Consider the following 18,227-nt stretch of genomic DNA (forward strand, 5'->3'; position numbering starts at 1 on the left):
TTACGATAATGAAAAATTTCAAAATAAAAAATATATCATTGGCTATATTATTGTTAGGGGCTTCTTTTACAATACAATCTTGTACAGACGATCTCAAACAAGAGCCAATTACCGAAATAACATCAGCTAGTTTGTATAAAAACTTTGATAATTATAAAAATATTTTGGCAAAATTATATGGTGGTCTTGCTGTAGGTGGGCAATCTTCTGGTGATGGGAATGGTGATGTCGCTGGGATAGATGGCGGTTTTTCTAACTATATGCGTCTATTATTTACGTTAAACGAGATTACTACGGATGAAGCCGTTATAGGATGGAATGATGGTACATTACACGAATTCCATAAAATGACATGGACTCCTGCTAATGAATTCAATAATGCAATGTATTATAGATTATATACAGAAATAGCATATTGTAATGAATTTATTAAAAACACTTCAGATGCAATGTTATCCTCAAATGGAATAACAGGAACAAATGCAGATGAAGCTAAAGCAATGAGAGCAGAAGCTAGATTCCTAAGAGCTCAGGCTTACTTTCATTTGTTAGATATGTATGGTAATGTTCCTTTCGTAGATGAAACCACATTTGGAACAGTGCCAAAACAAATAAATCGTGCAGAGCTGTTCACTTATGTAGAAAATGAATTAATAGCAGCAGAAACAGATCTAAAAGCCCCTAAAACAAATGAATATGGAAGATTAGACAAAGCTGCAGCCTGGACATTATTGGCAAGATTATACCTTAATGCACAAGTTTATACAGGAACACAAAGAAATAGCGATGTTATTACTTATTGTGATAAAGTAATTGCAGCTGGTTATTCATTAAATACAAAATATGAAAACCTATTCTTAACAGATAATAATGTTAATAATCCAGAAAATATATTTTCAGTAGTTTATGATGGGCTACACACACAAACTAACGGTGGTACAACCTATCTTGTACATGCTGCTATTGGTGGATCTATGGATCCTAAAGATTTTGGTGTAAATGGAGGCTGGGGAGGTCTTAGAACAACCAAAGCTTTTGTAAACAAATTTGAAAGTAGTGATTTAAGAGGTCGTTTCTATAAAGATGGACAAACATTAGAAATTAATGATTTAGGAAACTTCAATGATGGTTACGCATTTATCAAATACAAAAATATTAGCAGTACAGGAGCAGATGGATCTCACGAAAATTGGGTCGATACAGATTTGCCAGTATATAGACTAGCAGATGTTTATCTGATGTATGCAGAAGCTGTTGTAAGAGGCGGTGGTGGTAATATGAGCACGGCTTTAGGTTATGTTAATGCTATTAGAACTAGAGCAAACGCTTCCTCTATCTCTACACTTAGTCTAGACTTTATTCTTGACGAAAGATCTAGAGAATTATCATGGGAGATGACAAGAAGATCAGACCTTATTCGTTTTGGAAAATTTACAACCTCAGCATACCTTTGGCCTTGGAAAGGTAATGTGAAAGATGGTACTGCTGTAGGAGAATATAGAAATTTATTTCCAATTCCAAATAATGATTTAGCTGTTAATCCAAATCTTAAGCAAAATCCTGGGTACTAATTAAAAATTTTGTTAAAAAATGAAAAAGTATAATTTTATAAAATTCATCTTAGGAGTTTTTGTATTTCTTGGTTTAACTTCTTGTGATGATAGAGAATTGATTACTATCGATAGTAAATCAGCTCCAATTTTAATTGACTTATCATCAGATAATTTGATTTTAGATTCAAAATTTCCTACAAATCAAGCGTTAACTATTACTTGGAGCGCTGCAACATATAGCGTGCCAGTAGAGGTGAAATATGTAGTAGAAATTAGTTCTACTGAAGATTTTTCTAACCCAGTTAGATTAGGAGCAACTACTCAGTCTCAAAATTATGTAAGCTACAGCACAGTTGAAATTAATGAAGCTGTAAAGAAAATAGGATTAGTTCCTGATGTATCGCAGAATATGTATTTTAGAGTTACTTCTTATTTAGGAGATGATTCTTTATATCAAGTTTCTAATGTGACACATCTAAAAATTACACCTTATTTGGCAAGTCCTACATATGAGTTTACTGATTTATATCTTATTGGTAATGCTGCAATTGGAAATTGGGATAATCAGGCTAGTAATGCATCTCTTGTGCCATTACTTAAGACTTCGGATACAAGCAAATATACTTTCACAGGATTATTTAAATCAGGAACAGATATTGGTTTTAAAATTATCAAAAATAAAGGTGATTGGGGAGTTCAATATGGACTAGGCGCCTCCGCTGGTTTATTAAGTAATGATGGAGGTTCTGGTAATATCACTGTACCTTCTGAAGGATATTATAAATTTACAATAGATATTACAGCTCTTACATACACATTAGAAAAAATTAGTGATCCAGTAGCTACTTATAATAATGTTTCTATGTATGGAACATCTACAGGAAGTAACGATATTCAATTGACGCAATCTTCTTTTGATTCACATTTATGGATTGGTACTAATATTCATTTGAATAGTGGAGTTTTCAAATTTAGAGCAAATAATGCTTGGGATGTAAATTGGGGAACTAATGCTGAATTTTATGGCATAGGTGTTTCTGGTGGCGCAGATATTCCTTTAACTGCTGAATGGGATTATAATATCTATTTCAATGATTTAACAGGTGCTTATACTGTAATTCCTGTAAAGTAATTTTTAAATTTTAAAAATCTATGAAAAATATATTTAAATTATTTCTTGCTTCATTACTTGTAACATTATCTTTTGTTTCTTGTGAAAATGATGCAGATAGAGACTGGTCAATGCCAGAAGCTAGTTTTAAGTTATATGATACTTCATTAGGAAGTAATGTCCTTTATGTTTCTATGAAAGATAACCCTTTTGTTTTAACATGGGATAAATTAGCAGATGCGTCAGGGGAATACAGTGTTGTAGTTTCAGCTACAGACGATTTTTCTAAGAAAGTAGAGCTAGGAAAATCTTCAACTAATACTTTGAAAACAACAATTGGAGCCTTAAATTCTGCCGTTTTACAAGCGGGATTGTCTCCATATAGTCCAGTAAAAGTATATGTAAGAATCGAAAATGGAACTAAGGTTTCAAATGCTATTTCATTTATTGTAACGGCTTATCCTTCTTCAGCTCCTGTAATTACAGTTCCCGCAACTGGAGAAAGTATCATTTTGAATATTGATTTGCCTAATGATATTGCTAAAACTATTACTTGGTCAGATTATAATACATATGGTGTTGATGTTACCTATTTAATAGAGGTATCTAAATCTGGGGATAATAATTTTGTTACTCTAGGAAGTGTTGTAAATGCTAAATTGTTAGAGGTATCTAATAAAGTATTCAATGATGCGGTACTTAAAGCTGGTTTAATTGCTGAAGTTCAGCAAAATTTAGATATTAGAGTAACTGCAACTACAAAATCTACAGGAGGAACTATTGAAAAAGTTTCTAATATTGTTACTTTTAAAGTAACACCTTATGTTGCTTTCAAAAATCTTTTTCTTGTAGGAGATGCTACAGCAGCAGGTTGGAGTACAAACAATAATAATCAAGCAGTTTTCAGAGATCCAGTTAATGTTAATAAATTTTATTTTACTGGTAAATTTGGAACAAGTATGTTTAAATTAATAGAAACATTAGGAGTTGACACTTGGCAACCTCAATGGGGACTGAAATCTGGTTCTGTAGCAAATAGTGATGGAGGAGAACCAAATCCATTTACTATTTCTTCCTCTGGATATTACAGTTTTGAAATTGATATACTAGCTAAAACATATTCTTTAACATCTTACGCAGATTTCATGACAAATTATTCTACAATTGGATTAATTGGAGGATTTAATGGTTGGGGTGGTGATTTAGCACTTAGTCAATCAAGTTTTGATAGTCACCAATGGTCTCTTAAAGGAGTTGCTTTTCCAGCAGGTGAAGTTAAATTTAGAGCAGAAGGTAGTTGGTCTGTAAGTTGGGGCCCAACTGCAGCTTTACAATCTGTTTCTACTCTTTCTGGTGTTGGTGTAAAACAGGATGGTCAAAACATTAATTTAGAAGCTGGTACTTATGATGTTTATTTCAATGATATTGATGGTAGATATCAATTTATTAAAAAATAAATTTTAAATATTCCAATATTTTTGGAGTAATATAAAGTTAAGCCAAAGTTGAATTTTTAACTTTGGCTTTTTCTTTTTTTATTCGTTTAGAGTAAAACTATAACTTATAATGCTCAGTAGAAAGGTTTCTCAATATTTCTGCACTTTGTTCGGCAGTTAAATCTCTTTGCGCTTCAGCTAAAAGTTCATAGCCTACCATAAACTTTTTAACCGTAGCACTTCTTAATAATGGTGGATAAAAGTGCATGTGGAAATGCCATTCATCATGTGGTAAACCATCCGTTGGTGCTTGGTGAATTCCGGCAGAATATGGGAAAGAAGTTTTAAATAAATTATCATATTTTACGGTGATGATATGGATCATCTCTGCATAAGATTTTATTTCTTCTTCTGTTATTTTTACAATATTAGAGAAATGTCTTTTGCTGATAATCATGGTTTCATAAGGCCAAGTTGCCCAAAAAGGAACCAAGAGTACAAAATGTTCGTTTTCAGCAATAATTCTCTCTTTTTTCTGAAGTTCATTATCAACATAGTCTTTTAAAAGACTTTTCCCTGTTTTTTGATAATATTTCAGAAGATTGTCCTGTGTTTTCTTTACTTGTGTTGGCAAGGAAGATTGCGCCCAAATTTGTCCGTGAGGATGCGGATTGCTACAACCCATTACACTTCCTTTGTTTTCGAAAATTTGTACATGGTTGATGTAATCTATAGCACCTAATTCTAGATATTGCTCTTTCCAAACTTTTATAACGTTCTCAATTTCTGGGATTTGCATTTCTGCCAATGTAACGTTGTGTTTTGGAGAGAAGCAAATTACTCTGTTTATTCCTCTTTCTGGGTTTATTTTGAATAAATCTTCTTGCTGTAAATCAAAAGAAACTTCGTCTTTTAATAGCGCAGGGAAATCATTATCAAAAACATAGCAACTCTCGTATTTAGGATTTGTTCCGCCATTAATTCTTTCGTTTCCAGGGCATAGGTAGCAGTTTTCGTCGTATTCTGGTTTTTTTTCATCAGAAATTACTTCGTTTTGTCCTTGCCAAGGTCTTTTTGCACGTTGAGGAGATACCAAAATCCATTCGTCTAAAAGTGGATTATATCTGCGGTGTGGATGGTCTGTTAAAACAAAATTTTCCATAATTTTTTAATCGGTAAAATGAGTTCCTTCTGAAACTGAAACTTGATAGGGAGTTAATTCTATCTCGAATTTTTCTAAATAAGCTTTAGAAAGTTTTTCTATAATTTTTTTTACTTCGCTCTTTTTAAGAAGATTGATGGTGCAGCCTCCAAAACCGCCTCCCATTACTCTTGCGCCAAGTACGCCTTCTTCTTTCAAAACATTATCTACCAAGAAATCTAATTCTTCGCAACTTACTTCGTAATCTTTAGATAATCCGTAATGAGTTGATGTCATTAATTTTCCTACATTTTCAAAATTGTTATCTTTAAGAGATTTTACCAATTCTTGAATTCTGGAAATTTCGCCAACTACAAATCTGCTTCTTCTGTACACTACATCGCCCATTTCGTCTTTCAAATCTTCTACCATTTCCATTGTAGCTTCTCTAAAATTTTGAACTTCTGGATATTTATTTTTAATGATAGAAATCCCAGCTTCGCACTCTTTTCTTCTGTTGTTATATTCGGAAGTTTGAAGGTTGTGTTTTACATTGGTGTTCAATAATAATAAAGTATAATCTCCGAAATCTGCAGGCGCATATTGATAATCTAGAGTATCACAATCTAAGAAAATTACACTGTTTTCTTTTCCGAAAACTGAGGCAAATTGGTCCATAATTCCACAGTTTACACCTGCGAAAGTATGTTCTGCTTTTTGTCCCATTTTAGCAATTTGTCTTTTGTCTAAACCTAAAGCGAAGAAATAATTTAAACCATATAAAAAGCCACATTCTAAAGCTGCAGAAGAAGATAAACCTGCACCAATAGGAACGGTAGAACTGAAAACGATATTAAAACCACTGTCTATTTTGTCTTGTACTTGGTTGAAAACGCCTAAGAAATAGTTTACCCAATTTTGTTCAACAGGTTCTATTTTATCTTTGATGTTGAATTTGTATTCGTCTTTTAAATCAAGAGAGATAATGTGGCAATCTTGAGTGTTGTTTTTAGAAATAGCAAAACAAATGTATTTGTCTATAGCAGCGGGAAGTACAAAACCGTGGTTATAATCTATGTGTTCGCCAATAATATTGATTCTTCCGGGTGATAAAACAACTTTTTGAGGATTTTCTCCGAATGCGTTGTTAAATTGTTCTTTGCAATTAGCAACTAGTTCTTGTGTGCTCATATTATTTAGTTTTTATTTAAATGAAATTATTTTTGATTGATAAATTGAAAAGTGGTATTTTGATGATAAGTTTCTCCTTTTCTTAAGATTGCATTTGGGAAATCTTCGTGGTTTGGAGCATCGGGAAACACTTGTGTCTCGAAACAAATTCCGCTTTCTGTGTGATATTCTACCAAATTTTTATTTTGAAGTTCTTCAGAAGTTTTTCCGCCAACGTAGATTTGTACTGCGGGTTGGTCTGTAAAAACTTTCATGGTTAATCCGTTGGTTTCACTTTCTAAGATTGCAGCAGGTTCGTTGTTGTTTTTTAAGACAAAACAATGGTCAACTCCAGCTACTACATTTTTAGAATTTCTAAAGTCAAAAGCATGATTTTCCATTGCTATAAAATTTCCTGTAGGAATGTTTTCTGAGTCTAATTCTAAGAATTTTTCGGCATTTACTTGAAGTTTTTGGTTCAAAGTGTTGCCAGAAATACCATCTAAATTAAAATAAGCATGATTGGTAAGATTTAGAAGAGTATCTTCTGTAGTGTTAGCTTTGTATTTTATGTTCAGTTCGTTATTTTCTGTTAAAGTATAAGTCACTTCAATGTTTACATCTCCAGGATAATATTCGTTTGCTTTGCTTAGATAAGAAAAAGTGATGGCGTTTTCGTCTTCGTTGTAATTTTCAAAATTCCAAGCAACGTTGCTCAATTGGTATTTTCCGCCGTGTAGATGGTGTTTTCCGTGATTTTGGTCTAATTGAATAATTTTTCCGTTTAATGAGAATTGAGAATTTTTAATTCTTCCTGCAAATCTTCCTACAATTGCATTAAAGTAAGGCGATGCGCCAATTTCAAAAGCTTTGATGTATTCGTCTATGGTGTTGAATCCCAAAACTACATCTGTTTTACCATTTTTGGTGGGTATATACAACGAAAACAAGGTCGCTCCAAAATTAGTAATGTTGGCTTCTATGCCATTATTGTTTCTAAGGGTGTAGATAGAAATCTCGTTGCTATGCTTGTTTACGCTAAATTTTTCTTCTTTAGTTTCTGTGTTTGGTTGTGAATTATTTGTTGCCATGAATGTTAATTTTATGTTTCTCAAATTTAAATAATTTTTGTAATTTTACCATACTAGTACCTACCAGTTTTTTTTATTTTACCACCAGTTCATTTTAATAAATATTTTAGATGAAATTTATAAAAGTCTCTGAAGATAATGCTTTCCCGAAGTATCAACAAATTATTAATTCTGTAGAAAAATCTATAGCCAATCAACTTTTGAAAAAAAATGATAAACTTCCGTCTATTAACAAAATATGTTTAGAGTTCGGGATTTCTAGAGATACGGTCTTGTATGCCTTCGAAGAATTGAAAAAAAAAGGTTTGGTTTATTCTATTTTGGGAAAAGGGTATTATGTAAAAAGTATTGATTGGTCTTTTGAGGAAAGGATTTTTCTACTTTTTGACGAATTGAATGCTTTTAAAGAAAATTTGTACAATTCTTTTATCGAAGCGGTGAATAACAAAGCAAAAGTAGATGTGTTTTTTCATTATTTCAATATAGAAGTTTTTAGAAAATTGATAGAAGAAAACAACGGCAGTTATACAAAATACATTATTATGCCAGGAAATATGAACGGAACCGCGCCAATAATAAAAACTTTGCCCAAAAATGATGTGTATATTTTAGACCAAACTAATTCAGATTTAAAAGAATACGCTTCTGTTTACCAGAATTTTTCTAAAGATATGTTTAGCTGTCTTAGTAAAGCAAAATCTTATCTAGAGCTTTATAACAGGCTGGTTCTTATCTTTCCTGGTAATAAAGAACCAATCGGTATGGTAAAAGGTTTTTTAGATTTTTGCGAAAAATACAAACTCAATCATTCTATAATCAGTGATTTTAATAAAGACGAAATAAAAATAGGAGATGTTTTTATCATTATAGACGATAGACATTTGGTAAATGTAATTTTGCAATCTAAAAAGCAAAAATTCAAAATAAGAAGAGATTTTGGTATTATTTCGTATAACGAAACTCCTCTTAAAAGCGTTGTAGAAAGTGGAATTACAACTATTTCTACAGATTTTTCCGAAATGGGAAGAACGCTTGCCGAGATGGTTCTCAATTCTACCAACAAGAGAATAGAAAATCCTTCAGATTTAATTTTGAGAAATTCTCTTTAATAATCAACTATAACAAAAAAAAGCAAACAAGCTAAAACTTATCAAAGAAGTTTTTATGAGATAAAACATAGAATTTTAACACTTTAACTGTTGCCTAATTGGGCTAGTTTTCTTTACTTTATTTTTTTTAAGAATTTAAATTAATTAATCCTAAATAATTATTATTCAAACAATTAAAGTATGAAACTCGTGAAAACAAGTGCGTTTTTGGCGCTACTTTCTGTAGCTACACTTAATGCGCAAACACTTAAATCTCCCGATGGTAAATTCGAAATGAATTTTAATCTGAAAAACGGGATTCCTTATTACAACTTAAAATACAACGGAAACGTTGTGGTAGAAGATTCTAAACTAGGTCTTAGACTGTTTAAAGACACTTCTATTAAATTTGCTTCCGAAATTGCAAAACCATCAGATGCGGCTAATGATTTGAATTACGGATTCGAGAAAACAGACGAAAAAAGAGATTCTAAAAATGAAACTTGGCAACCCGTTCTTGGTGAAAAGAAAAACTACATCAATCACTACAATGAACTTGCGGTAACCCTCAATCAAACATCTACAGACAGAAGTATTGTTGTTAAATTCAGATTATTTAATGACGGTTTAGGTTTCCGTTACGAATTTCCTCAACAGAAAAATTTAAACTATTTCGTTATTAGAGAAGAAGATTCTGAAATAGATTTTCCTACAGACATGAAATCTTGGTGGATTGTTGCAGACTACGATTCTCAGGAATATCTTTATCAAGAAACTAAAATTTCTGAAATTCCGGCAAGATGGCCAAAAGCTGCTGATGCTAATGCTTCTCAAACGCTTATCAAAAATGCAATTCAGTCTCCTGTAATGTTGAAAAAAGAAGGAAAAAATCCTTTGTACGTTAACGTAGCAGAAGCTGCTGTTTTAGATTATCCTGCTTCTCACTTAGAAGTTGATGCAACTAATTTTAAATTCAAAACACATCTTACAGCAGATAGACAAGGCGCAAAAGGCTACATTCAAACGCCATCTGTAACACCTTGGAGAACAATTATAGTTTCTCCAAAAGCTGAAGAAGTTTTAGATTCTAAAATGATCTTTAATCTTAACGAACCTACAAAATATACTGATACTTCTTACATTCATCCTACAAAATATATGGGTGTTTGGTGGGAAATGATTATTGGAAAATCCACTTGGGCTTATGGTCAACCAGAATCTAATGTTCGTATTGGTGAAACAGATTTTTCTAAATTAACGCCAAACGGTAAACATGCTGCTAACAATACCAAAGTAAAAGAATATATAGATTTTGCAGCGGCTAATGGTTTCCAAGGTTTATTAATAGAAGGTTGGAATGTTGGTTGGGAAGATTGGTTCGGTCATTCTAAAGAATTCGTTTTTGATTTTATTACTCCTTATCCAGATTTTGACATTAAAATGCTGAATGATTATGCTCATTCTAAAGGAATTAAATTAATTATGCACCACGAAACTTCTGGTTCTGCTACTAATTACGAAAGATGGGCAGATAAAGCATTTAAATTGATGAATGAAAATGGTTATGATGCTGTAAAAACTGGTTATGTAGGAGATATTATCCCAAGAGGTGAGCATCATTATTCTCAATGGACAATTAACCATTTTTATAGAATTGCAGAGAAAGCTAATGAATATAAAATCATGGTAAATTCTCACGAATCTGTTCGTCCTACGGGAGAAAGCAGAACGTATCCAAATTATATTTCTGCTGAAGCAGCTCGAGGAACTGAGTATGAAGCTTTCGGAGGTAACAATCCAGACCATCAAACTATTTTACCATTTACAAGATGGATGGGCGGACCAATGGATTATACGCCAGGTATTTTCCAAACTAAATTAGATTATTATTTCCCTGGTGATACACGTTTTGTAAAAACTACTTTGGCTAAGCAATTAGCACTTTATGTAGTGATGTATATGCCTCTACAAATGGCAGCCGATTTGCCAGAAAATTATGCAAAACACATGGATGCTTTCCAATTTATTAAAGATGTTGCTGCAGATTGGGACGAAACAAAAATTCTTTCTGCAGAACCTGGAGATTACATTCATACTGCCAGAAAAGCTAAAGGAACGGATAATTGGTTTGTTGGTGGGATTACGGACGAAAACGCTAGAGATTTCACTGTAGATTTTTCTTTCTTAGATAAAGGCAAAAAATATGAAGCTACGATCTACGAAGATGGTAAAGATGCAGATTATATTAACAATCCTCAGTCTTATCATATTTATAAAAAAACGGTTGATAGCAAAACGAAATTGCCAGTTCACTTAGTAAGAAGTGGAGGTTATGCAATTTCTGTAAAACCGGTAAAATAAAATTTTTAGCTTATTTTCGATTTGGGGTTAAGAGCAAAGCTTAATTTTTCTAATAAATTGGCTTTCACTATAGTTGGAGCAAGAAAATAAGCCTCAATAATAAAACTTTGTCAGGGTTTTCGGATTTTGACAAAGTTTTTCCATAAATTCAAAAACAATGAAAAAAATAACAACTTTATTATTACTTCTATTTTTTTCGGTGTTTTTTTCACAAATTCAAAAAGTAGAACCCGCTTTTTGGTGGAAAGGAATGAAAAATCCTGAGCTCCAAATTTTACTTTATGGGAAAAATATCGCCAATTCACAAATAGAATTGTCAGACAATATTCAGATTAAAAACATTCAAAAGGTAGAAAATCCAAACTATGTTTTCATTACCATCAATACGAATGAAATTAATACTGAAAAGTTTAAAATCAATCAGAAAATTAAAAATAAGATTGTCGCTTCCTACAATTACGAACTTAAAAACAGAAAACAAAATTCGGCAGATAGAGATTCTTACACTTCAAAAGATGTAATGTATCTTATTATGCCAGACCGCTTTGCGAACAGTGATACGTCTAATGATTCTGTTCCTCAACTTACGGAAAAAGCGAACAGAAATGATAGAAACGGAAGACATGGCGGAGATTTAAAAGGAATTATCAATAACCTCGATTATTTGCAAAATCTTGGTGCTACCACACTTTGGCTTACTCCGGTTTGCGAGGACAATGAGCCGAAAACAACTTATCATGGCTATGCACAAACAGATTTGTACAAAATTGATGCGAGATACGGAACAAATGATGATTATCTGGAACTTTCTCGTCAATTGAAAAAAAGAAACATGAAATTGGTGATGGATTATGTTACCAATCATTGGGGAGCATCTCATTGGTTGATAAAAGATTTACCAACAAAAGATTGGATTCATTGGTTCGAAGGAGAGCCGAATGGTTTCAAACGTTCTAATTACAAAACTACTAGTCAGTTTGATACTAATACTTCGGAAATTGATGAAAAGTTAGCTTTAGACGGTTGGTTTGATACGTCAATGCCAGATATTAATCAAAGTAATCCTTTGGTTTTGAAATATTTAACTCAAAATGCAATTTGGTGGATTGAATTTGCCGAATTAGACGGTTTTCGTGTAGATACTTATCCGTATAACAACAAAGAAGCTATGGCAACTTGGGCGAAAGCCATTACAGACGAATATCCAAAATTCAATATAGTAGGAGAGTCTTGGCTGTATTCTGCGGCGCAAATTTCTGCTTGGCAGAAAGATTCTAAAGTAGGAGAAGCGGCTCATTATAATTCTAATTTGCCTTCGGTGATGGATTTTATGTTGTATTCTGAAATTCCAAAAGCTTTGAAAGAAAAAGACGGTTGGGATTCTGGAATGACGCGTCTTTACAATGTTTTTACCAGCGATTTTTTATATCCAGATATTAATAATCTGTTGGTTTTCTTCGAAAATCACGATACCGATAGATTTAATGAAATTTTTAATGGAAATCCTGCAGAATATAAATTAGCATTGAGTTTAATTTCTAGCGTTAGAGGAATTCCGCAGATTTATTATGGCTCAGAAATTGGGATGATGGGAGATAAACCCAAATTAGGTGATGGAGATATTAGAAGAGATTTTCCTGGCGGATGGAAAAATGATTCTCAAAATGCTTTCAATCCTGATACTCAAACCAAAGAGCAAAAAGAATTTTATGGATTTACTCAAAAAATCTTAAATTGGAGAAAAAATAATGAGGTTATTCATACAGGTAAAACCACGCATTATTTACCAGAAAATGGAGTGTATGTTTATTTCAGATTTAATGAAAAAGGTTCTGTAATGGTGGTTCTTAATAATAATGAAAAAGAACAAACTCTTCAGTTAAAAAGATTTGAAGAGAATTTAAAAAGTTATACAAAAGGAAAAGATATTATCTCTGGAAACGAAATTTCGTTGAGTGAAACGCTTACAATTCCTGCAAAATCACCTTTGATTTTGGAGTTAAAATAATTTAAAGAAATATTAAATGGATAATTTACAAAAAAAGCCACATTTAAGTTTTTGGCAAATCTGGAATATGAGTTTCGGATTTTTAGGAGTGCAAATAGGTTATGATTTGCAGAATGCTAATATTAGTAGTATTTTCTTAGCAAATGGTGCGGATCCTCACAATATAAATTGGTTTTGGCTTGCAGCTCCATTAGCTGGTTTTATTGTACAACCAATTGTGGGTTTATCAAGTGATAAAACTTGGACAAAATTGGGACGCCGAATTCCATTTATATTATTAGGTGCTATAATCTCAGCTTTGGCTATGTTTTTTATGCCAAATTCAGAGAATTTTGCGGCATATTTACCTCCATTATTTTTTGGAGCCTCAATGTTTTTATTGATGGATATGTCATTCAATGTTACAATGCAACCATTTAGAGGTCTTGTAAGTGATATGGTATCAGATTCGCAAAGAAATATTGGCTATGGGATTCAAAGTTTTCTTATTTCTTTAGGAGCGGTATTAGGGGGGGTATTACCTTATTTACTTGATTTATTAGGAGTGCCGAATCATCCTTTAAATGGAGGTAAAGTAGCACCAACGGTAATTTGGTCATTTTATATTGGTGGAGCAGTATTGATTATGAGTGTACTTTGGACAGCTTTTAGAACAAAAGAATATCCTCCAGAAGAATATGCCAGATATAATAATATTAGTGAAGATGAAAAGACTAAGAAGGATAGTTTTTTTGATCTTTTAAAAAATACACCTAAAATAATGTTAAGGTTATCTATAACTCAATTTTTTTCATGGTTTGCACTAATTCTTATGTGGACATATACTACACAAGGTATTGCAAATAGTGTTTGGAATTGTTCAATTGATGATTTTAAATCTGAAGCATTTAATGATGCTCGAAATTGGACTGGAGTAATGGGAGCAACAAGAAATATATTTGCTGCACTTTTTGCTTTGGCAATACCGTTTTTAGCAGATAAATTTGGAAGAAGAAATGTATATTCATTTGCCTTAGTTGCTGGTGGTTTAGGATTGTTTTCTATGCTGTTTTGTAATGATAAAATTACTCTTATTCTTACTACTTTAGGGGTTGGTATTGCTTGGGCTGCTATTTTAGCACTACCTTACGCTATACTTTCAAAATCTTTACCGGCAAAACAAACTGGAGCTTACATGGGAATTTTTAATTTTACTATTACTGTTCCTCAAATTATTGCTGCTGCTACAGGAGGATTTTTCTTAAAAAATATGTTTAATGGAAGTCCAATTCATATGCTGGCTTTAGCAGGAGTTTCTATGATAATAGCGGGTATTTGTGCTAAACTATTTATTGCGAGTAAAGAAAATTAATAGAACAGAGAATATCATAATTGAAAATCCGTCAATAAATGACGGATTTTTTATTTAAAATTGAGTGTAATTTTGATTTTTAACAAAAATATAGTGAATTTAATAGTCTTTAATTTACAATTTTATTAATTTAATAATAAAAGCGAAAAAAGTTTGTTTACTTAAGAAAAAGTATATACATTTGTCTCATCAAAAATCAGACATGAAAAACATTATCAACATTATTATCGTCCTTGTTATTGTCATTATTGGTCTACAGTAGTGAGTGGTGGTATGTTGAATTTTGTGAAAAATTATAAAAATTTAAAAACCATCCTCAAAACAAGGGTGGTTTTTTTTATGCTTAAAAGATGAAATATGTAAACCTGAAATGAAACTCTAGAAATTGTTAATTCTATTAGAATTATGTAAATTATTAATTATTGTTAAAGTAAAAATACCCTATAAAAACATTTAAAATGTCTCAAGAATTAAATAAATATTCAAAAACACTTACTCAAGATCCTACGCAACCTGCTACACAAGCACAGTATTATGGGATTGGCTTCACCGAAGAAGATTTCAGCAAAGCTCAAATTGGTATCGCAAGTATGGGTTATGATGGAAATACTTGTAATATGCACCTTAATGGTTTAGCCGAAATTGTAAAAGATGGTGTTAAAAAAGAAAATTTAGTTGGTCTAATGTTTCATACCATTGGAATTAGTGACGGAATGACCAACGGAACAGACGGAATGCGTTATTCACTTGTAAGTAGAGATATTATTGCAGATTCTATCGAAGCCGTCTGTGCAGGACAATATTATGATGGTGTAATTACCGTTCCTGGTTGTGATAAAAATATGCCGGGTTCTCTTATCGCCATGGCTCGTCTCAATCGTCCGTCTATTATGGTTTACGGAGGAAGCATAGAAGCAGGTCATTACAAAGGTGAAGATTTGAATATTGTTTCAGCATTTGAAGCTCTAGGAAATAAAATTGCAGGTAAACTTTCAGATGAAGATTATAAAGGAATTATTCAGCACGCTTGTCCTAGTGCAGGAGCTTGCGGCGGAATGTACACGGCAAATACAATGGCTTCAGCAATTGAAGCTTTAGGGATGAGTTTGCCTTATTCTTCGTCTTATCCTGCATTAAGCAAAGAGAAAAAAGACGAATGTTTCTACGCAGGGCATTATATTAAAATTTTATTAGAAAAAGACATCAAACCTTCTGATATTATGACGCAAAAAGCATTCGAAAATGCTTTAAGAATCATTATTGTTTTAGGAGGAAGTACTAATGCCGTACTTCACTTTTTAGCAATTGCTAAAAGTATCGGCGTTGATTTAACCATTGATGATTTCCAAAAAATGAGCGACGAAACGCCTCTTTTGGCAGACCTTAAACCAAGTGGTAAATATCTGATGCCAGATTTACATAAAGTTGGCGGAGTTCCTGCGGTGATGAAATATCTTTTAGATTTAGGTTTACTTCACGGCGATTGTCTTACAGTTACAGGGAAAACAATTTCAGAAAATTTAGCATTAGTAACTTCAATTATAGATAGAGACCAAGATATTATTAGAGATATTAAAAATCCTATTAAAGAAACTGGGCATATCAGAATTATGTACGGAAATCTTGCTGAAAAAGGTTGCGTAGCAAAGATTACAGGTAAAGAAGGAAGTTTTTTCCGTGGTACAGCAGTGGTTTTTGATGGAGAAAAACAATTTATCAAAGGAATTGAAGATGAAAAAATAAAAGCAGGAAACGTAGTTGTTATTAAAAATGAAGGTCCGAAAGGAGCACCAGGAATGCCAGAAATGTTGAAACCAACTTCGGCTTTGATGGGTTCTGGTTTAGGAAAAGAAGTAGCTTTAATTACAGACGGAAGATTCTCTGGCGGAACTCACGGTTTTGTGGTCGGACACATCACTCCCGAAGCTTTTTTAGGCGGATTAATTGGTTTGGTGAAAGAAGGTGATGTTATCGAAATTGATGCCGAAAAAAATACCATCAATTTAATGGTTTCAGAAGAAGAAATTGCAGAGAGAAAAGCAGCTTTTGTGCAACCAGATTATAAAGTGAAATTTGGAGTATTGTACAAATATGCCAAAACTGTGGAAGATGCTTCTCACGGTTGCGTTACCGATTTATAAAACATAAAAATTTCAAAATAAAATAAAAATGAACACACTGGAATTAAAAGGAAATAAAGAGCCTGATGAGCAGAAGTCTTCGGTAGAAATTTCCGGTTCTCAAGCGGTTTTAGATGCAATGATTTCCGAAGGAGTAGATACTATTTTTGGTTATCCTGGCGGTGCAATTATGCCAATTTATGATGCATTGTACGATTATAACGACAGATTGAAGCATATTTTGGTTCGTCATGAGCAAGGCGCAATACATGCAGCACAAGGTTATGCAAGAAGTTCGGGTAAAACGGGAGTTGTCTTTGCAACGAGTGGTCCTGGAGCTACCAATTTGGTTACAGGTTTAGCAGATGCTATGATAGACAGTAATCCTATTGTTTGTATTACAGGGCAAGTTTTTGCATCACTTTTGGGTACAGATGCTTTTCAGGAGACAGATGTTGTAAATATTACTACGCCAGTTACAAAATGGAATTATCAGGTTACAGATGCTTCAGAAATTCCAGAAGCGATAGCCAAAGCTTTTCATATTGCAAGCACAGGTCGTCCTGGTCCAGTTCTTATAGATATTACTAAAAACGCTCAGTTACAATTATTCGAATATTCTGGGTATCAAAAATGCAATCATATTCGTAGTTATCGTCCAGAACCCGAAATCAGAACAGAATATTTGGAGAAAGCAGCTCAAATAATCAATGAAGCTAAAAAACCATTTGTACTTTTTGGGCAAGGTGTAATTTTGGGTAAAGCGGAAGAAGAATTCAAAAAATTTATTGAAAAAGCAAATATTCCTTCTGCTGCTACAGTAATGGGTTTAAGTGCGCTTCCTTCAGACCACAAATTACATGTAGGGATGCTTGGGATGCACGGAAACTATGCACCAAATGTAATGACGAACGAATGTGATGTTCTCATTGCAGTGGGGATGCGTTTTGATGACCGTGTTACTGGTCGTTTAGATAAATATGCAAAACAAGCTAAGGTTATTCATTTAGATATAGACCCAGCAGAAATTGATAAAAATGTGAAAACTACAGTTCCTGTTTGGGGAAATTGTAAAAAAACATTGCCTTTGCTTACAGAATTGGTGAAAGAAGCAGACCATAGCGATTGGCTTAATAAATTCCGTGAGTTAGAAAAAGAAGAAATTAAGGAAGTTATTCAAGATGAATTAAATCCAAAGGGAGATATCATGACGATGGGAGAAGTTATTAAAACTTTGAACGAACTTACCAATGGTGATGCAATTATTACTACAGATGTTGGCCAGCATCAGATGGTTGCGTGTAGATATGCGAAGTTTAATAATTCAAAATCTAGCGTTACTTCTGGAGGTTTAGGAACAATGGGATTTGGTCTTCCCGCAGCTATTGGAGCTTGGTACGGAGCGCCAGAAAAAACTGTTGTAGCCATCATTGGAGATGGAGGTTTCCAGATGACATTGCAAGAATTAGGAACCATTATGCAGTTTGGTGCAAAAGTGAAAATTTTAATTCTTAATAATGAATTTTTAGGAATGGTTCGTCAGTGGCAGCAATTATTCCATGACAAGAGATATTCTTTCGTTAATATTACCAGTCCGGATTTTGTAGCATTAGCAAAAGCATATTATATAGACGGACAAAAAATTTCTGAAAGAAAAGATTTAAAATCAGCTTTAGAAACCATGATTAATCACGATGGAGCTTACCTTTTGGAGGTAATGGTAGGAAAAGAAAATAACGTTTTCCCAATGGTAACTCAAGGTTCATCAGTTTCTGAAATCAGACTTAAATAATAATC

At 32.9% G+C, this 18,227-nt stretch carries 12 protein-coding genes; 9 read left to right on the forward strand and 3 right to left on the reverse strand.

The window, feature by feature from the left end; all coding sequences use genetic code 11:
• Positions 1–8 precede the first annotated feature (8 nt).
• From QM746_RS08725 to QM746_RS08735, 3 genes are read left to right on the forward strand one after another with little or no spacing between them, the layout of a single operon-like run.
• Complete coding sequence (locus QM746_RS08725) at positions 9–1,571, forward strand: RagB/SusD family nutrient uptake outer membrane protein (protein WP_414983863.1); 1,563 nt, start codon at positions 9–11, stop codon at positions 1,569–1,571.
• A gap of 19 nt (positions 1,572–1,590) precedes the next feature.
• Entirely contained in the window at positions 1,591–2,685 is a 1,095-nt protein-coding gene (locus tag QM746_RS08730; RefSeq protein WP_414983864.1) for a SusE domain-containing protein, read from the forward strand.
• A gap of 20 nt (positions 2,686–2,705) precedes the next feature.
• Positions 2,706–4,121: a SusE domain-containing protein gene (locus QM746_RS08735; protein ID WP_414983865.1), complete on the forward strand. Its 1,416-nt coding sequence runs from the start codon at positions 2,706–2,708 to the stop codon at positions 4,119–4,121.
• Positions 4,122–4,218: 97 nt separating this feature from the next.
• Here the strand turns inward: QM746_RS08735 and QM746_RS08740 are convergent, their stop codons facing one another.
• From QM746_RS08740 to QM746_RS08750, 3 genes are read right to left on the reverse strand one after another with little or no spacing between them, the layout of a single operon-like run.
• Positions 4,219–5,262 (reverse strand): UDP-glucose--hexose-1-phosphate uridylyltransferase, encoded by a 1,044-nt coding sequence (locus tag QM746_RS08740; protein WP_414983866.1) that lies wholly within the window; start codon positions 5,260–5,262, stop codon positions 4,219–4,221.
• 6 nt (positions 5,263–5,268) lie between these two features.
• Positions 5,269–6,432 carry a galactokinase gene (gene galK, locus QM746_RS08745; RefSeq protein WP_414983867.1) on the reverse strand — a complete coding sequence of 388 codons (1,164 nt, stop codon included), beginning with the start codon at positions 6,430–6,432 and terminating at the stop codon, positions 5,269–5,271.
• 26 nt (positions 6,433–6,458) lie between these two features.
• Positions 6,459–7,502, reverse strand: a complete 1,044-nt coding sequence (locus QM746_RS08750; RefSeq protein WP_414983868.1) for an aldose epimerase family protein — start codon at positions 7,500–7,502, stop codon at positions 6,459–6,461.
• A gap of 110 nt (positions 7,503–7,612) precedes the next feature.
• Between QM746_RS08750 and QM746_RS08755 the strand changes: the two genes are divergently transcribed.
• The 6 genes from QM746_RS08755 to ilvB all read left to right on the forward strand — a co-directional run bounded on the left by QM746_RS08755 (position 7,613) and on the right by ilvB (position 18,222).
• The gene (locus tag QM746_RS08755; protein WP_414983869.1) at positions 7,613–8,611 is read left to right on the forward strand and encodes a GntR family transcriptional regulator; all 999 of its coding nucleotides are present in this window, start codon (positions 7,613–7,615) and stop codon (positions 8,609–8,611) included.
• 180 nt (positions 8,612–8,791) lie between these two features.
• Positions 8,792–10,951, forward strand: a complete 2,160-nt coding sequence (locus QM746_RS08760) for a glycoside hydrolase family 97 protein (RefSeq protein WP_414983870.1) — start codon at positions 8,792–8,794, stop codon at positions 10,949–10,951.
• Positions 10,952–11,108: 157 nt separating this feature from the next.
• The gene (locus tag QM746_RS08765) at positions 11,109–12,959 is read left to right on the forward strand and encodes a glycoside hydrolase family 13 protein (protein WP_414983871.1); all 1,851 of its coding nucleotides are present in this window, start codon (positions 11,109–11,111) and stop codon (positions 12,957–12,959) included.
• A gap of 16 nt (positions 12,960–12,975) precedes the next feature.
• On the forward strand, positions 12,976–14,310 hold the full coding sequence (locus tag QM746_RS08770; protein WP_414983872.1) for an MFS transporter: 1,335 nt from the start codon (positions 12,976–12,978) through the stop codon (positions 14,308–14,310).
• Between the two features lie 458 nt (positions 14,311–14,768).
• Positions 14,769–16,451, forward strand: coding sequence for a dihydroxy-acid dehydratase (ilvD, locus tag QM746_RS08775; RefSeq protein WP_414983873.1), 1,683 nt, complete (start codon positions 14,769–14,771; stop codon positions 16,449–16,451).
• Between the two features lie 28 nt (positions 16,452–16,479).
• On the forward strand, positions 16,480–18,222 hold the full coding sequence (ilvB, locus tag QM746_RS08780) for a biosynthetic-type acetolactate synthase large subunit (protein WP_414983874.1): 1,743 nt from the start codon (positions 16,480–16,482) through the stop codon (positions 18,220–18,222).
• The last annotated feature ends 5 nt before the right edge of the window (positions 18,223–18,227 follow it).

Source organism: Cloacibacterium sp. (assembly GCF_047601505.1).
GTDB lineage: Bacteria > Bacteroidota > Bacteroidia > Flavobacteriales > Weeksellaceae > Cloacibacterium.